Source organism: Nodosilinea nodulosa PCC 7104 (genome assembly GCF_000309385.1).
GTDB classification, from domain to species: Bacteria; Cyanobacteriota; Cyanobacteriia; order Phormidesmidales; family Phormidesmidaceae; genus Nodosilinea; species Nodosilinea nodulosa.
The window spans coordinates 501855-517756 of the sequence record NZ_JH976538.1 but is presented as its reverse complement, the minus strand read 5'-3'; the positions used below and the strand labels follow the sequence as shown (position 1 = coordinate 517756).

13 protein-coding genes and 1 pseudogene are annotated in these 15902 nt (G+C 54.8%); 9 read left to right on the top strand and 5 right to left on the bottom strand.

Annotated elements, in window-relative coordinates:
- The first annotated feature begins 8 nt into the window (after nucleotides 1-8).
- Both LEPTO7104_RS0130570 and LEPTO7104_RS0130565 read left to right on the top strand, forming a co-directional pair.
- The gene (locus LEPTO7104_RS0130570; RefSeq protein WP_017302378.1) at nucleotides 9-944 is read left to right on the top strand and encodes an undecaprenyl-diphosphate phosphatase; all 936 of its coding nucleotides are present in this window, start codon (nucleotides 9-11) and stop codon (nucleotides 942-944) included.
- Nucleotides 945-1084: 140 nt separating this feature from the next.
- Nucleotides 1085-2053, top strand: coding sequence for a sodium:calcium antiporter (locus LEPTO7104_RS0130565; protein ID WP_017302377.1), 969 nt, complete (start codon nucleotides 1085-1087; stop codon nucleotides 2051-2053).
- On the opposite strand, the pseudogene LEPTO7104_RS43975 reads toward LEPTO7104_RS0130565, so the two are convergent.
- From LEPTO7104_RS43975 to LEPTO7104_RS0130545, 5 genes and pseudogenes are all read right to left on the bottom strand, one after another.
- Nucleotides 2034-2210 (bottom strand): annotated as a pseudogene (locus tag LEPTO7104_RS43975) (precorrin-8X methylmutase); the annotation flags it as partial. The gene LEPTO7104_RS0130565 and the pseudogene LEPTO7104_RS43975 overlap by 20 nt on opposite strands.
- 15 nt (nucleotides 2211-2225) lie before the next feature.
- Nucleotides 2226-4892: an ABC transporter permease gene (locus tag LEPTO7104_RS0130560; protein WP_017302376.1), complete on the bottom strand. Its 2667-nt coding sequence runs from the start codon at nucleotides 4890-4892 to the stop codon at nucleotides 2226-2228.
- Nucleotides 4893-4921: 29 nt separating this feature from the next.
- Nucleotides 4922-5683, bottom strand: coding sequence for an ABC transporter ATP-binding protein (locus LEPTO7104_RS0130555; RefSeq protein ID WP_017302375.1), 762 nt, complete (start codon nucleotides 5681-5683; stop codon nucleotides 4922-4924).
- On the bottom strand, nucleotides 5676-6338 hold the full coding sequence (locus tag LEPTO7104_RS0130550) for an ABC transporter ATP-binding protein (protein ID WP_026073221.1): 663 nt from the start codon (nucleotides 6336-6338) through the stop codon (nucleotides 5676-5678). The genes LEPTO7104_RS0130555 and LEPTO7104_RS0130550 overlap by 8 nt, the downstream gene beginning before the upstream one ends.
- A 1-nt stretch (nucleotide 6339) precedes the next feature.
- A complete protein-coding gene (locus LEPTO7104_RS0130545) occupies nucleotides 6340-6840 on the bottom strand; it encodes a hypothetical protein (protein WP_155524016.1) in 501 nt (166 codons plus the stop codon).
- A gap of 1348 nt (nucleotides 6841-8188) precedes the next feature.
- Here LEPTO7104_RS0130545 and LEPTO7104_RS0130540 point away from each other — a divergent pair.
- From LEPTO7104_RS0130540 to LEPTO7104_RS0130510, 7 genes are all read left to right on the top strand, one after another.
- Nucleotides 8189-9289 carry a hypothetical protein gene (locus LEPTO7104_RS0130540; RefSeq protein ID WP_017302372.1) on the top strand — a complete coding sequence of 367 codons (1101 nt, stop codon included), beginning with the start codon at nucleotides 8189-8191 and terminating at the stop codon, nucleotides 9287-9289.
- Between the two features lie 12 nt (nucleotides 9290-9301).
- On the top strand, nucleotides 9302-10054 hold the full coding sequence (locus LEPTO7104_RS36340) for a hypothetical protein (protein WP_083887221.1): 753 nt from the start codon (nucleotides 9302-9304) through the stop codon (nucleotides 10052-10054).
- Between the two features lie 15 nt (nucleotides 10055-10069).
- The gene (locus LEPTO7104_RS0130530; RefSeq protein ID WP_017302370.1) at nucleotides 10070-11527 is read left to right on the top strand and encodes a TrbI/VirB10 family protein; all 1458 of its coding nucleotides are present in this window, start codon (nucleotides 10070-10072) and stop codon (nucleotides 11525-11527) included.
- The gene (locus LEPTO7104_RS37685; protein ID WP_155524015.1) at nucleotides 11524-12306 is read left to right on the top strand and encodes a hypothetical protein; all 783 of its coding nucleotides are present in this window, start codon (nucleotides 11524-11526) and stop codon (nucleotides 12304-12306) included. Before LEPTO7104_RS0130530 ends, LEPTO7104_RS37685 begins: the two co-directional genes overlap by 4 nt.
- Nucleotides 12303-14093, top strand: coding sequence for a type IV secretory system conjugative DNA transfer family protein (locus LEPTO7104_RS0130520; protein WP_017302368.1), 1791 nt, complete (start codon nucleotides 12303-12305; stop codon nucleotides 14091-14093). The genes LEPTO7104_RS37685 and LEPTO7104_RS0130520 overlap by 4 nt, the downstream gene beginning before the upstream one ends.
- A 17-nt stretch (nucleotides 14094-14110) precedes the next feature.
- Nucleotides 14111-15127 carry a hypothetical protein gene (locus LEPTO7104_RS0130515; protein ID WP_017302367.1) on the top strand — a complete coding sequence of 339 codons (1017 nt, stop codon included), beginning with the start codon at nucleotides 14111-14113 and terminating at the stop codon, nucleotides 15125-15127.
- 203 nt (nucleotides 15128-15330) lie between these two features.
- Nucleotides 15331-15798, top strand: coding sequence for a hypothetical protein (locus LEPTO7104_RS0130510; RefSeq protein ID WP_017302366.1), 468 nt, complete (start codon nucleotides 15331-15333; stop codon nucleotides 15796-15798).
- Nucleotides 15799-15902: the final 104 nt, after the last annotated feature.

Here is a 15902-nt window from a genome sequence, read left to right as displayed (position 1 = left end):
GCTTAGGAATGACGTTTCTCTATTCTGGCTTAATCTTGTTCCAAGTTACAGTGTATTCGAGTTTGAGTGGCGAATTGGATTTAGGACAACAAATAATTGCAGTTGCGGCTCAATCTGCTGCTCCTGAAAAACTTAACTTACTGACGGGGTTCTTTGAAGCAATTGTGCTGGGCATTATACAAGGCATCACAGAGTTTCTGCCGATTAGTAGCACAGCCCACTTGCTTGTGTTTACCGAAGTTTTTGGGTGGACAACGCTAGGACAAAAGTATTTTATCGATGCCATTCAGTTTGGCAGTGTTATTGCCGTAGTTATGTACTTTTGGCCTGATATTAGCAAAATTCTAGCGGGGTGTTGGTCGGCTTTTCAGAGGCGAGACTGGGAACAAGAGGAGTGGAAGATTCTGGTTGGTATCGCTGTTGGGACTTTGCCAGCACTGATTGTTGGCTTTTTGCTCAAAGATATTTTGCCAGATAGTGCATTCATAATTGCGGTTATGTCGATTGTAATGTCTATTCTGCTAGGGCTGGCGGAGAAGCTTGGTAGTCGTAAACGCAAATTCGACAGTCTCAAAATCAAGGATGGTATTTTAGTAGGATTAGGACAAACAATTGCTTTGTTTCCAGGTGCCTCCCGGTCTGGGTCGACTTTGACAACAGCATTGTTTTTGGGACTAGAGCGAGAAACAGCAGCAAGATTCTCTTTCTTGTTAGGGATTCCTACTCTGACATTAGCCACACTTTATCAGTCAAGCAAGGCATTTGAAAATGTTGATGACTTGATTCTTCTGCTGGTAGGAATTGCTTCAGCCTTTGTGTTCTCATATGTTTCTATTGCCTGGCTATTGCGCTATTTGCAAAACAAAAGTACTTGGATTTTTGTCTGGTATCGGCTAGGGTTTGGAGTGGTAATTCTGGCGGCGATTGCAGCTCATATTATGTAGACATGAGCGCTACCTAGGGCGGATTTTAAAGGCCAGTCAAAGCCTCATTCTCTCGTATGAGAGAACCAGAGTTCTAGGAGATTTTAAAACAGACTCTAGTTTCTTGTCATAATCCCACCCAAAATATTCAGAATTCACCTATGACCATTCTCTGGGGGCTATTAATTGTCGCTGGTATAGCGTTAATTATTTGGGGAGCCGAGACTTTCGCCGAACACCTTGGGGCGGCAGCGGTGCGCCTACGGGTGAGCGCTTTTGCTCTCGCCCTGCTGTTGGCGGGGGCCGAGCCCGAAGAGTTGGCTACTGGGGTAACAGCTTCTCTGCGGGGGGTTCCCGCGATCGCCGTAGGCGACGTGATTGGTGCCAACATTGCTATTTGCCTGGTAGCTTTGGGTGTGGGAGCTTGGGTGGCACCGCTGCCGTTTGGTCGGCGGGTGATGCGCTACGCTCTGTTTGGTTTACCCATTGGTATCCTCGCCAGCGGGTTTGTTTGGAATGGACAGGTGAGCCGAGTGGAAGGAATCGTGCTGGTTGGCTGCTACGCCCTTTATGTGGGCGGCATCTGGTGGGCAGAGCGCCGGCCTCCATCCCTGGGAGAAACTGGAGAACTTGAAGAAGCAGCTGAGGCATTCCAGAATGAACAGGCTAGCGGTCTGTATTCTTGGGTAGGCCAAGACCTACTCTTGATGGCGGCTGGGTTGGGAGCGATTATTATCGGCTCAATTGTGTTGGTGGAAGCCGTCCGGCAGATCAGCCAAGTAGAGGCGACCCAAACCAAGCTGGCTCTGACTCTGGTGGGGTTTGCCACGTCTGTTGAGCTAGTTGTTTTAGCCTGGTCAACGGCACGGCGAGGGGCAACCGAAGCCACCGTAGCTGCTGTAGTAGGCTCATTTACCTACAACGTCACCATGACTTTGGGGGCGGCCGCAGTGGTTAACCCGCTAACGATCGTAGATGCGACCCTACTCCATGCTCCTATTCTGGTGATGCTGGCGTCGCTAGCGCTGGTGATGATGTTGGCCTCAGTGAATGGTGATCTGGACAGGGTCGCTGGCGGTGTTTTAATGGCCGCTTATCCACTCTTTGTGATTAGTTTATGGTTACTGTAGCTAATAGCCCACAGCCAAAGCCGCTCTGAATGGCTATATAGGGGATTTGTGTAGCCATTAGCCGGCGCTTTGCCGCCAGAGCATGACTAAAACCGATCGGCATACCGATTATGAGGGCGGGCTGAATGTGCTGTTGCTCAATCAACTTACAGGTTGTGGCTGCATAGTGACCTCAGGTATCCCGCAGGGCTTCTAGGCTGGCTTTGGAGGACAGGCTCTGGGTGCCCAGAATTGCGATGACCGTAGACAGCACCGATGCGATCGCCGCCATCAATAAATAAAGCCACGGAATCGCCAGCACATCGGGGGGTGGGTCAAACACCCCAGTCAACACTTTCACCAGCATGGCGGCAACCCCAAACCCTAGCAGGACGCCAACTGTGCCGCCTGCGAGTAAAACCAAGAGCCCTTCAGTCCACAAAAAGCTGCCGAGCTGTCGGGGCTTGGCTCCCAAGGCGTCCAGGATGGCAAAGGTGCGGCGGCGCTCGGCCATGCCTAGGGCCAGCATCAGCCCCGTGGCCCCCACCAGTAGCAAAATGGCAAAGCTAAGTTCAATCCGGGTGAGTCCGCGCAGATCAACCGCCGTTAATCCGGAGCTGATGGTGCGTTGGGCTGCATCAATATCGGTAACTTTAACCCCCGCCAGCGGGCTGACAATGGGCTTAATTTGAGCAAGGAGGGAGGCGCGATCGCGGTTTTTGGTGCGAATCAACACCGTTTCTGTGGCCGAGTTACCCGTTTGCTTGGCGATATAGTCGGCGTTAGCCAACAGAAATGAGTCGGTTGGTGCCGTCGGAAACTCTTTCACGACACCCACAAAATGGAATGGCACGATGTGATACTGACCATCTTGAGCATTCTGGAGCCGTAGGTTGAGCAGGTCCCCAGATTTAAGCTGAAAGTCTCGCACGGTTTCTGCAGAAACCAAGATGCCATCAGCACGAGACGCCAACGCCGCTAAGGATGACTGGGCATCGTGATTGGCAAAGTAGGCATCGGCAATATGGGTGACGGTGGGCAGGTTAACTGGGTCAATGCCGTAGATATCTTGCAGATCGCGGCCTACGTAGGCAAAGCGGTGCTGCATTGGCTGTAGGGCCGCCACGTTGGCTAATCCTTTCAGCTGGGTTTGCATGGTCAGCGGTATGCCTGTTGAGTTGGGCGGCACCACCACCTGCACATCGGCTCCATTGGTTAATTCCGCATCGACTCTAGCCTGGGCGTTGTAGGTGGTGTTGAACACCGCCGTTGAGACGGCAAAGGATACCGCGATCGCCACCAATGCTATGGAGCTAGTTACCACCCGGCGCTGACGGCTGAGGGAGGCAATCACGACCCCAGCTAGGGAACCTAAAGGGACCCGCAGGAGCTGAGTCAGGGTTGAACGCCCTCGGCCCAAGGCCACATCACCCAGACGCAGGGTGAGTAGAGCCGTCCCCAACCATAGGCAGACGGGCGCAATAAAGGAGTCATAGGATACAGACGCTTGAGGTACACCTTCGGGTGCCAGCACCACCTGATAGCCGGTACTGGCCGTTCGCCAAAACACCACAAAAGCAAGGGTGAGTAGAAACCCATCGAGCCATATTTGCCGCCATAGGGGTTTACGAGAGTTGCCAATGATGGCTTTGGCCGAGACAACTGTGCTGCTGCGAGCCGTTTTCCAGGCCGGGTAGAGGATGGCGGCGACCGCTAACCCCACACCGACCACAGCGGCGATGGCCATCCAAACGACGCTGTTGACGGTGAGTAGTAAGGTGCCTGGTGTCAGTAGACCCATAGCGATTACGGCTAATCCCAACCCGAGGACAGCTCCCCCTGTGCCCACGACAGCGCTTTCAACCCCGGCAAGCTGCAGAATCTGCCCGATTGTTGCACCACGAGTTCGTAAAAGGGATTGTTCTTGACGGCGGCGATCGCTTCCAGCAGCGGTGACCGCTAGCGTCAGCAATACCGATAGGATTACCCCTGGCAACCCTAAAAACAAAAACAGCACTTGAGAATAGAGGGAATCTTTCCGGGTGCCATCTAGCTTTGCCCCCAGGTTATCGCCTACGATGCCGCTCCCGGCAATCCGGGCTTCTAAATTGCGGGCCTGCTGTTCGACCTGAGTATAGGCCTTGATGGGAGTGGGAGGTAGGTTGTGGATGAGGCGAACGTGTAGCTGTAAATGTACTGAATCGGGATGCCCTTGAGCCTGCGGGTCAAACAGGGAATGCCACTGCTGTAAGGGTAAAATCAGCACGTTATCGGGGGGAGCCTGCGGTGCCATCCCGGCTGGCGTGCCGATGGCTTGAAAGAGAGAATCGGCAAAGGGCAAATCAATCACACCATCCACCTTGACCTCGGCAGCGGGCAACCCAGGACGCTGAATAGTGATGGTATCTCCTGGGGCAACTTGCAGATTGGCAGCGGTTTGCTGTGCGACTAATACACCGTCAAGGGAACCAATTAGCGGACGCAGTTCTGGGGCAAAATCCTTTCGATAGTTGGGGCCTATGCCCAGTACTTTCCCGGCTCCAGTGGTTTGCACAGTACCCTTCGTCTTAGCCGTGAATCCATCGCTATCGGCATAACAAACGGTTTGTAGGGCAGAATAGGCCGCCGATTGCCCGAGGGCATCGGTGACCGCTTTTGCATCGGTGCCGGGAGCCAGTTGAATTTGCCAATCGACGGGAACACTGGCGATCGCTCGTTGGGTCATGGTTGCCCCACTGGCCACAATAAATACGCCAATGGCAGCCAGCAGAGCTACGGTCAGCGCCACTCCAGCGATCGCCCCCAGCAGCCGACCGGGTCGGCGCGACAGTAAGCCTTTAAGCCAAAGCAAAATAAGCATGGTGAAATGGGTTTAGAGTCCATCAAGATTTAGAAAGGTGCCGAATTTTTCGGCATTGGTCGTGTAATCGACAATTTGGGTTGAGGTGTTGCGTTCACAGTTTGCAAACCGTTGTGGGATGAGTCAGTCTGCAAAATGCCGTGCTGTATCGTCCATCGTTTGTGCATCCGATCTGCAACTAGGGGATCATGGGTCGCAATCACCAGGGCTGTATCCGTATCTTTTAGGGTGTTAAAGAGCGTATCTAGTAGCAATGTGGCCGTCGGATGATCAAGTTGCCCCGTAGGCTCGTCTGCCAATATCAGCTTGGGGTGGTACGCAAGGGTGCGGGCAACCGCAATTCGTTGGATTTGTCCACCAGAGAGTTCTTCCGGCAGCTTCTGGGCAAGGGCCGTTAGCTGAAGTCGCTCTAGAGCTTCCATCGCGGCGGTACGCGCGATCTCGATCGGGGTATCGCCTAGCAGCAGCGGCATCTCCACATTTTCGATGACCGTTAGTGGAGCCAGCAAACTCGGCATCTGAAACACAAATGCCACCTTGGCTGGACGTAGGGTTTCCCGTGGTCCCAGCCCCACCCAGGCAATGGTTCCATCCGTGGGGGTATCGAGTCCGCCCATCAGGTTCAGCAACGTTGATTTACCGCTGCCAGAGCGGCCAATTAGGGCAATGCGATCGCCCGCCCACACTTGAAAACTGGCGGAGTCAAGGGCAGTAAACAGGCTACCGCCCTGGTGATAAGTACGCCTCAGGTTTTGGGCCTCGATTAAGAGGTTTGGAGATAATTTAGTCATCGACAATTCTCCCGTCTTGCAACCGAATGATGCGATCCGCTTGAGCCGCTAGGGTTTCGCTATGGGTAGCCAGCAAAATGGCACTCCCCTGCGATCGGCGGGATATGAGCAGGGCTAAGATCTGTTGTTCTGTATCCGCATCGACCTCTCCCGTGGGCTCGTCTGCCAGTAGTACTTTAGGATTGGTCGCTAACGCTACGGCTAAACCACTGCGAGCCGTTTCACCACCGGAGAGTTGAGACGGTCGAGCATGACGACGATCGCGCAAGTTCACCCAATCTAGGAGTTTGTTGACCCATGATGGGTTTATCCGGCCAGCGATCGCCATGGGCAGCAAAATATTTTGCTCTACCGTCAGATATTCCAATAAATTTCCAGACTGCAACAAAATGCCAATGTGCGCGGCCCGCATCGCATCTCGCTGGGGCTCGGGGCGGCGAGTAAACCGTTCTCCCATCAGACTGACAAACCCACCATCAGGTTCGTCCATCCCTGCTAGGCAGCTGAGCAGCGTCGATTTACCACTGCCCGAGGCCCCCATCACCGCCACTATTTCGCCTGCCGCCACGGTCAGGCTCACGCCGCGTAGGGCCAGGGTCTCGGCTTCCCTGGCGTGGTAAAACCGGTATAAATCAACGGCTTCTAGCATTGGCATATCAAGACCACCCGAAGCTTTGAGACATCCGCTGCCACTGATCCACATTGTCGGCTCCTTGAGGTGCCCACAGCCTCACGGTTGCCAGCTTGCCGCTGTGGACGAACAAATAAGCACTGTTCTCTAGCCTGACCTGTTTCCCGGTGGTGGGGTCTGGCTCAGAATTTGAGGTGTATTGAATCAACACCCCATTGCCATTGGGCATCTGCACGTCTTTAACATCGACAATTTGCACCGCCCGTCCAGACTGCTCCACCTGTGCTGCTTCATGAGTGCGGACGGCATCAGCCGTTAACGGCGTTGTGGTATCCGTGACCGTCACGCTGACGCCGTCTAATTTGTCGATGAAACTGACATCGGTTCCAGTTTCCTGCCGCGCCCAGCCTTCGGGTACGTCCAAACGGTAGTGCCCAATGGCAGAGGTGTAGGCAACGAAGGCCTGGGAGTCGGGAATGTCGCCTGGCGGATTGACTTCTGGAGCGACGGGCTGTTCTTTTGTCATCGCTTGCGGCTTAGCATTAACCGTAGTTGGAGTGGGGGAAGCGGTCATAGAGTCTGACTTTGCCGTGGAACCCTGGCTACTACATCCAGCCAGTAGGGCGGCTCCGGCTCCCAAAATCAATAATGTCAAACGTTGTGTGGGTTTCATAATGTCCTCAGAAATGGAGTAAAAGAATTGAGGCGTCTCAAAACAGGTTCCTGTAATTAGCTTGACTTTAGAAATCAAATGTCAAGAAATCGAAAAGATTACGGATTGTACTTCATGTCTAATGCCTTGATCTTGAGCACAAAAGCAATAACAACTCTCAACGTGCATAAAAGCTGGTTGATTTGTAGTGTGACTTGATTACTTACGATACAAATCGTAAGTAAGACAAATTCCCCCACAAGATTTTGCTTGATAAATTTTTAGCAGTTTTATATCGGTTTTCATAAATATGAAGTTTCCCAAAAGCCTTTAAGCCTTTACCCAACAAGAGTTGTGAATGCTCTCACAATTATGAACCTTGTTGTAGACGGCACGGTAACGCTTAATCTTCTGGGCTGAAACCATCCCTATCAGGTTTTCTGCTGATGTCATTTAATAGGGGTTTTATTTGGCCAATTCAGTTGTTCAAGGGGCTGTGCATTAGTTTATTTTAGAGGTCAAAACAAGACCTAGTGAATTAGAATTGTTGGGAAATATAGCGCTGGCCAGGTCGCTTAGGACAGTATTAATACGTTCATGGCTGAGACTGGGAGGGCGACCTGGCGTATAACCATCGATTAAGTATGGAGATGAATATCCGGCGTTGCTGAATACAACACTCCGGACAGTTTTTAGCGGGCAACGATAGAATGAGGGTTTCAGCCCTCTTCATCATCAGCCTGGCCAACGAGATATCAAGAGTTTCAGCGTTTGCCTAGAAAAGTGTCCGGACTATTGTGAATAGCTGTATGAATTTGCGAAATATTGAATCAGCCTTATTGGTTCATACTTGGAATCATCAACGCCCCTTTTTTGAAGAAAATTAGGCGGTTGCTCATCTCGTGAAGCATTGAAGCGCTGCCCTGCTCGAATGACCGTTGAATCTGAATATGCACTCAAAATATGAAACGCGAGTGAAACCAATAAGCCGAGCGAAGTATCTTCCCTATACCTGATTCGGCTTGCTCTGACATCATGCCTATGCCGCTGCTGCGCTTGCTTTGGGCGTATCGCAAACAGTTGCTAAAGCAAACTTTTATCCTGCTGGAAGTGATCGCAGCGATGTCCAGATCACATAACTCGCCGCAATCTTCCACATCCCAGTCATATTTGCTCCCTAGCCTGAGGTGATATTCATCACCCTCGCTTCGCAAGCATTCCCATGACTTCTCCCCTACTCCCCTGGCTTGCCGTTACAGGCGCAACCCAGATCCTCCAGCAAGGGCTCGACACCTCCCAAAGCATCGCCCAAGCCTGGGACCAGCAGTGGCTGACCATCTTCGACAGCACCCTGTACGTCGCCATCAACCAGACCGCCGCCATCTTCGCAGCCGGTGCCCTGATCTTCTTCATCGTCCAGTTCGGGCGACAGCTCATCGTTGAAGGCGACCTCACCCGCCCGCTGCAAAATCTGATCTGGCCTATCATCGTCGTCTGCCTGCTAGCCAACAACGCCCACCTGCTGGCTGTCTCCACCGTCAGCCTGCGCGGCGTCATCCATACCCTCTCCAACCAGGTGCTCGAAGTCACCCTGCTGGATGTCAAACTGCGCGATGCCGTCCAGGCCGCCACCTCCCGCAGCGCCGTTGCGGGCGAAATCAGCGCCCAGCTCAGCCAGTGCGAAGGCATGGTGGGGCAAAAGCAAATCGACTGTCTCAAAGCCGCCAATGCCCAGGTGCAGGCCACCATTAACGACTACCAGGGCTTTTTGCCCCTGCCCGATGCCCTCCGCAACATTGCCCGAGGCATTGATGGGGCCGTGCAGACCGCTCAGTCCGAAGACAACCCGATATCGGGAGCGGTCTTTGGCACCGCCGGGTTCTTCGCCGGATTCCTCGGCTCCGTCAACCAGGAAATCATTCAATACGTGCTGCTGGCCTTTCAGTGGGCCTTCACCAACATCCTGGAAATCTCCCTGCTGCTCACCGGGCTAATGGGGCCATTTGCCGTGGCTGGCAGTCTGCTGCCCTTTGAAGCCAAACCCCTGTTCGCCTGGTTGACGGGCTTCTTCAGCCTGGGCATGGCCCAGGTGTCTTACAACATCATCGTCGGACTGGCAGGGGTGGTCGTGGTCAATGCCGATGTCACCGACACCCTTGGCTTTCTGGTGATTATTGGCCTGCTGGCTCCCGCCCTGGCCCTGGCGATCGCCGCTGGCGGTGGTTTAGCGGTCTTCAACATCATCACCAGCGGTTCGGCCCGCATGGTCACCATGCTGGGCTCCTACGCCGTGTCACCAAACTACTTTCACTCATTTCGCTAAGGGAGACCTTCGATGCAACTCCTCAACCGTTCCCGTCGCTTTCACTCGTCCGACATTCTGCCACTGTTCGTGCTGGGCACCCTCGGCATCCAGGGCTTGCTGCTGGTGATGACCCTGCTGAATACCGCCCGCATCAACCATCTGGCCCATCGGCCCGTGCCCTCCCTGGTGCAGCTCGTGGATGGCCACTCCATCAGCACCGAAGCCGTTGACCCGAATCAGCGCACCCCGGAGGTGATTCAGCAGTTCGTCAAAACCGCCATGGGGCTGATGTTTACCTGGAATAGCCAGGGACAGACCACGGATACGGCCACCGCTGCCAGCGCCCCAGCTGCCCAGGGCGTCCCTGTGAACCATGGCCGCATCACCACCGCGAGTTGGCAAGCCTCCTTTGCGCTCAAAGAGGACTTCCGCACCGCCTTTCTCGACCAGGTGGCGGCGATCACGCCCCCCGGTATCTTCAGCGGCAGCGCCCAGAGCGTGCTCACTATCGAAACGATTTCCACGCCGAAGGAATTGCAAGCGGGCTACTGGCAGGTGGATATCGTCGCCAACCTGCTGATTTTCGACCCCACCCATCCTCAAGGTCTGGCGATTCCCTTCAACAAGAGCCTCTTCGTTCAGGCGGTGGAACCCGCTGAAGACCCATTGCCTGAGACCTCCACGCCGCTGCAAAAAGCGGTGTATCGCCTGCGGGAAAACGGTCTAGAAATCACCGAAATCCGCGACCTGGACATTCAACAACTCGCCCCCAATCCCAGCTAAGGAAGGACGTTGACCATGGTATTCACCCCCTCCCCCGATACAGAAGCTCACCCAACGGAGACTGATGAACTCAGCCATCTGGCTGCCCTCACGGGCTACAGCGATGAGACGGTTACAGCGACAACTCTCACCCCGTCCCCGCTACTCGACCCCGAAGACTTTGAAACAGAACCCGACCCGACGACTCAACCGCAACTGTGGAGTAACCCCTGGGCCAAGGCGGTGTTTGTGGGATCGGGCTTGGCGATCGCGATCGGCCTGGTGGCCATCTTTCTCCACAGCGTCCACGCTCCGACTAAGACCTCTGCCACCGCAGCCGATACCGCCCCTGCCGTAGCGACAACCGCCAGTCCGGCAACCCAGCCAGAGACTGACCCCAATGAAATCGGCAGGCTCAAGACCGTTGAAGCTCTGGGCACCCAAACCCAGGCGCTGAAGGAAGATAAGGCGCAGCCCACGCCTCCATCCCCAACGGTGACTACAACTCCGATTCCAGCGACGGCGGTCTCTACCCCGCCCGTCAGCCATCCTGCCCCGGTGACCTATGCCCCACCGCCGTCCTACTCCGCTCCGATGCGATCGGCTCCTGTCGCCTCAGTCGCTCCTGCGGTTCAGGCTGATCCAGTAAAACAGTGGCAAACGGCAGTGGCCTTGGGCAGCTACGGACAGATCAGTTACAGCACAGAGAAGCCCTCGACGGCCCCACCTGTGGCATCGGCTGCTCCTTCTCCCGACGTGGAAGCTGCGCCCAAAGCCAACGATCCCGACCAGACTCGCTATGCCGCCGATGCCGCCGCGATTCTCTCGGGAGTCCCCAGCCATGTGGTCAGTATTCTAGCCGGAGCCAAAGCCGCCGCAACCCTCAGCACCCCCGTCGTCTGGGCGCAGGATTTGGACAGTACCCAACAGCCCCAGCGGTTTGGCCTTCAGCTCACTGAACCGATGCTGGCGGCAGATGGTACGGTGGCCCTGCCCGCAGGCACCCAGATGGTGACTCAGGTAGACACCATTTCCGAGAGCGGCCTAGTGGAGCTGTCGGTGATTGCGGTGGTGATTCCCACGGCAAGCGGTAACCAAGTGGTGCCAGTACCTCCAGGTGCTGTGCTCACTCAAGGTGAGCAGGGCAATCCCCTGATGGCCTCGGAATACAACCATGATGCCGGACACATTCAAAGCCTGGATGCAGGGGTAGCGCTGATGGGAGCCCTGGGTAAAGTGGGCGAAATCCTCAACCGTCCCAATAGTCAAACCTCCACGGGATCTGTCTTCTATTCCTCCTCAACCACCACCAACCCAGCCCCAAATATTCTGGGAGCGGTTTTGGAAGGAGGCTTTGATGCCCTGCACGACCAGGTGAGCGATCGCCAGCAGCAGGAAATCAAAGACATCCTCAGTCGCCCCAACGTCTGGTACATCCCCGCTGGTCAGCCTGTGCAGGTATTCACCGGAACCTCCTTTGAGGTGGCGCTATGAAACGGGTTTCTGTATTAATGCCGTTAGCGATCGCCTCACTGCTGGCGATCGCCTCACTGCTGGCGATCGCAAAACCCACCTTTTCAGCCCCCATCGTGCGCCAACTCTCTGAAGCTCAGGCTCAGGGACTCACGGGCGGCGGCGCTCAGATTTCCGTGTGGCCTGGTTCCGGCACCAACCTGGACTTTACCCGCACCGGGGAAGTGATTCAGCGGGTGTGGCTGGATGACCCCAGTCGGCTCACCCTTGATTTCGATGGCAATCTTTGTGGTCAAGGGGACTCTGGGAATTGTGATGGGGCTGGAGCTAGCGTCATTCACCTGCGGCGGGTGACGGGGATTCATTTTGAGAACCTGCCTGAGACGGCCTCTACCCTGCTGACGGTGGTGACGGATTCAACCGAAGGGCGCAAGGTTTACCAGTTTCAGGTGAACTATGGGTCGGGTGATCCGCAGTATGCGACGGTGGCGATTGCTCCAAACATCACGCCCCAATTTTCTACCATCGTCACCACCAGTGGCCGAGCAGTCAGCCTTGCCAATGTAGAACGGGGATTGAATAGCGCGATCGCATCCCAACTCATTCCCTCTGATAGTCCCGTTATTCCGAAAGTTCAAGACTTCCTGGCCCGCGTCCGCAACGGTTCTGCACCTCAGGCTGCTGCCGATGCAGCGGGCATGCCCCTCGCGGTGGTGTCGCGATTAGCGGAAATGGGATTGCCTGCCATGGCTCACCCCGCGCTTACTCCACCTGCGTCCCTGGAGGTAACAACTCCATGACTCTTTCAAAAACCGCCTACGTCGGTGTGGCTCCAGTCCCCGATGGCATTTCCAGCACCGGCAACAACATCTTCCATTCTCTGCAAGGGCAGAACGGGCTGGTGCTTGTGAGTGCGATCGCCGCCATGCTGATCATGTCTGTCGTCGGTAACAGCCAGAAAAAAGGACAACTCGCCCGAGGCTACCTGGCTGGAAGTGGCGAGAAACGCGCCGCCCGAAAAAAGGCCATGCAGCAGCTCCAGCAGCGTCGTCACAATGCGGTCACGCTTTATGTGGGCAGTCCTCCTCGCAATTCCAGCGGCAAACCCAACGGTAGCCGCAGTCTCTGGCTACCCGATGCCCAGCGAGGTATCGCCGTCTGTGGCGCTCCCGGTTCGGGCAAAACCTTCTCCCTGATCAACCCCACCATCCGCTCGGCGCTAGATCAGGGAATGCCCGCGATCGTCTACGACTTCAAATACCCCGACCAGACCGAAGTCCTGGCCGCCTACGCCGCCAAACGCGGTTACTCCGTCAGCGTCTTTGCCCCTGGCTACCCTGAAAGCGAGGTCTGCAACCCGTTGGACTTCCTGCGGGATGCCGACGATGCCCTGATGGCGCGGCAGATTGCCACGGTGATGAACCGCAACTTTGCCCTCTCGGCCAATGCGTCTGAGGACAAGTTCTTTGCCGATGCCGGAGACCAGCTCACCCAGGCGATTCTGATGCTGGCCAAGGGGATGCCCGAACCCGATTTGATGATGGCCTCGGCGATCTTGAGCCTGTCGGATTTGCCCACCCGCATTCGTACCGCTAAAGAGCGTGGTGACGCCGGGGGCGACTGGCCTATGAGCAACTGGGTCTATCTGGCCTTCTCTCAGCTCTTGCAACTGGCGGGTTCTGAGAAGACCGTTGCCGGGGTAATCGGCATGGCCAGTAAGGTCTTCAGCCGTTTTCTCAGTCAGGAATTAGTCAGCGCCTTTTGCGGCCAAACCACCCTGCCGTTGGATTTGGAGGGCAAGAAGCTGCTGATTCTGGGGCTCGATCGCCAACGCCGGGAAGCGGTCGCGCCGTTGGTCGCCACCCTGCTGCACCTAATCGTCACCCGCAATGTCACCCGCAAGCGCAGCGACCCTCTGGTGCTGGCCCTCGATGAACTGCCGACGCTGTATCTGCCCTACCTGACCCAGTGGCTCAACGAAAACCGCTCTGATGGTTTGGTGACAATTGTGGGTTTCCAGAACCTGACCCAGCTGGAGAAAGCCTACTCCCGCGAAGTCAGTCGCTCGATTCTGGGGGGATGTGCCACCAAAGCCCTGTTCAATCCCCAAGACCCTGACAGCGCTCGCCTCTTCAGCGACTACCTGGGCGAAGAGGAGGTGGAGATCAAATCCAAGACCAAGAGCACGGGCAAAGGCGGCGGCAGCACCAGCACGGCAGGCCATACCCAGAAGCGGGCGATCGTGGAACCAGCCCAGTTCAATAAGCTGACCACGGGCAAATGCGTGCTGATTAACCCCGCCTACAGCCGCAAAGATGAAGGCTCGATCCCGCTGATTTTGAAGGTGAAGGTGCCCAAAGCCGACATTGACCAGGAAGCCTGGAGCAAAGCCCGCTGGCCCAAGGTGAGGGAACGATTGATCGCCGCATCCCGCCAGCACTTCAACTCGGAGGACTACACCCGCGAACAGTTGGCAGCCCGGATGGCGATCGCAGAGAAGATCTTCCCTCTACCCAAGCAATCCACACCCAGTGTGCCCAACCTCAAAGACCCGACGATTCTTAAGCAGTTTCAGGATGTATTTTGACCCTTGCGAGGTGACCCATGACCTTCTGCGGCTCTCCCCACAGTGCTGAGAAAGTGCAGCACGACATTAATTCGATCTTGGATGCGATCGCCCAGATGCTGGCCAAGGTACGGCTCCAGGAGCGGGCCGAGGAGGAAAAGCTAGAGCAGGCACCCCCCCTACTGGAAGAGCGCCCAGGGGTAGCTCCGGTTTGGGTAAGTATCACAGACCTTGACGATGAGCAGAAGCGGCTAACTGGTCATGACCCCCGACTCCTCAACCCTGGGCCGCCACCCCAGCTAGAGAGCGTCCCGGTGCGGATTCAGATCGGCGATGCGATCGTGGCGGAGGCGCTAAAGGGTGATCTAGGGGAGCAATTGTTGCAGCTGCCGCCAGAGCAGGCCGCCTATCTGCGGCAGGTGGTGGAGCTGCCCGAGTTACCGGGTGAGGTGGAGGTAATCGACGGCGAGATTGTCGATATTGAAATCGACGGGGTGCCCTGCTTTCACCATGAGCCTGGTAAGCAGCTTGCTCCCCATCTTGAGCGGATTCTCTATGGTGAAGCGGAGCGGCTAGTGGGCCAGGAATTGGGGGAATCGTCAGTTACCCATCCTGAGCTATTGGTGGAGCCTCCAGTGCTGGTGGTGGAGGTGCTGCCCGATGGGCAGGTGGAATACGACCCGCGATTGGGGGAGCAGATCGAAGAATTGGCGCTGGTGGCCGAGGCCAGAGAGGAGCGGGCTGAGTCAGCGGGTGAGGTGGTAGCGGCGTTATCGCCAGAGGCGCGATCGGCGGTGGAAACGGTGCAACAGTTTTTTGCCCTGACGGGATTGCAGGAGTTTGAGGGCCAGCACTATCGGCTGAGGATGGCGGGGAATCACCTCTCAGTAATAGCGAAGGACGGGCGGGGGGAGGTGTTGGCGGTGGATGGGGAGCAGGTAGTTTCGAGGCTGGAACCTCAGGATTTTCAGCAGTTTGAAGTCGCTAGAGATTTGCTTTTTGATTGCTCATACAAAGAGCAAACTCCATACTTTGAGCTTATAATGATACCCTGACAAAGCAAGTTGACTTTCAAAAAGCCAGAATATGCTTAAAGCCCATTATCCCAACTCAAAAGAACTGCCAAATTCTTACATTCATGGAAAATGACGAAATCGGTCAATTAAAGAAGACTTTTTCGGAGATTTGTCCGCCTCCTAAAAAGTCTTCTTTAGACACTTAAAGACAGCAACTAAACCAATAATTTCAATCAGCAAAAATGTTTCTTTGCCATCTAATCAAGGCAGCGACCTTTATTCTTATAGTGCTCTCGATTGGTTTTGCAGCCTGTGGTACGGCCTTGGCTCAAAACACTGACTCTCAGGAAAAATCTATCAGTCAGTTTGCTTATAGTAATATAATCAGCCAAGACAACTTGATTGCTGAAAATAAAAACACTGGCGGCAGAATTGGCGGAGGCAACTTTCCATCAGAGTCGAAGAAGACAAAAACTGATCAAGATAAGCAGCCTAAAAGAAGCTTGTTTCCGATAACGTTCAAAGTTGCATCTCCAGAGTTCAACATACTCCGTGATTTAACTCTGATTAGAGTCAATTTTTATTTGGAAGAGCAAGCCCAAAATGAACTTGATAGAGCAAATTACGACAATGAAGAATATCAAATTTACTCTGCACTTCAAGATTATCGAGAAGGTATTATAAAGGTTAGGCAGGACAATATTTTTTGAAGCCGTTAAAGAGTCAGTTAGAAATTTTTCAGACGCATTAAAAAAGGATGGAAACTTTTCTGAAGCTTATGTCGGCAGGGGGATAGCTTATTCAAAAATTGCGT